This is a genomic window from Shewanella sp. ECSMB14101 (assembly GCF_000773485.1).
Taxonomy (GTDB): Bacteria; Pseudomonadota; Gammaproteobacteria; order Enterobacterales; family Shewanellaceae; genus Shewanella; species Shewanella marisflavi.
This window is the reverse complement of record NZ_JSFF01000063.1, coordinates 1-1,194: the sequence shown is the minus strand read 5'-3', so window position 1 is coordinate 1,194 and position 1,194 is coordinate 1. Positions and strand designations below refer to the sequence as shown.

1 pseudogene is annotated in these 1,194 nt (G+C 21.2%); it reads right to left on the bottom strand.

Annotation, left to right across the window (positions count from 1 at the left end):
* Window positions 1–41: 41 nt before the first annotated feature.
* A pseudogene (locus tag NY07_RS19940) lies at window positions 42–854 on the bottom strand (cbb3-type cytochrome c oxidase subunit I).
* Window positions 855–1,194: the final 340 nt, after the last annotated feature.

Below are 1,194 nucleotides of genomic sequence, written 5' to 3'. Positions count from 1 at the left end.
CGAGTATCTACATCTATTCCTACAGTAAATATATGATGTGCTCAAACTACAAATCCTAATAATCCAATGGATATTATAGCAAATATTATTCCAATTTTACCAAAAACTTCTTTTTTCCCTAAATTATAGCTAATAACATGAGATACTATACCAAATCCTGGTAAAATTAAAATATATACTTCTGGATGTCCAAAAAACCAAAATAAATGTTGATATAAAATAGGATCTCCCCCACCTCTAGGATCAAAAAAAGATGTGTTAAAATTTCGATCTATTAAAATTATTGTGATGGCACCAGCTAAAACTGGTAAAGCTAATAATAAAAGTAATGTAGTAATTAAAATTGAAAGAGAAAATAATGTTATTCTTCTTAAATAATAATTTTTATTTTTTATTAATAGAATTGTAGAAATAAAATTAATAGATCTTGTAATTGAGGATAAACCAGCAATATGTAAAGAAAAAATTATTATTTCAATTGATGAAGATATAAAATATTGAATTGATGTTAATGGAGGATATATAGTTCATCCTACTCCATTAAGAACTCCTTTAATTGAAGATGAAATTATTAATAAAATTGAAGGAATTAATATTCAGAAATTTATATTGTTTAATCGGGGAAAACATAAATCTGTTGTGTTAATTATTAAAGGAATTAATCAATTTCCAAATCCTCCAATTATAGCTGGTATAACTATAAAAAAAATTATAATTATTGCATGAACTGTTACTATAGAGTTATAAATAAAATCATTTTGGATTAAAGAACCTGGTTGAAATAATTCTATACGAATAACTAATCTAAAAGAGGTACCTATTAAACCTGAAAACAAACTAAATATAAAATACATTGAACCAATATTTTTATGATTTGTTGATATTAATCAAATTATTAGTAAATTATTTTTAAGTTAATTATCAATAACTAAGTTTTACTATTTTCTAAAATTTATAAAATTGTAAATTTTAATTCTCAATTTTAGAGAATAAAAGAAGTTTTTTAAAAAAGTTAGCAGCTTTAATATTTCTTTTTTAGGAGAATTTCAATGGAGTATGAATCCAATAGCTTAAATAGCTTAAACCTAATTTAGATAAAAAATATTAATATATTTAGATAAATAATTAAGTATATATATATATTAATTAAAATCTTTTTTCAAATTAATGTAAAAAAATGATTTAAAAAAAATA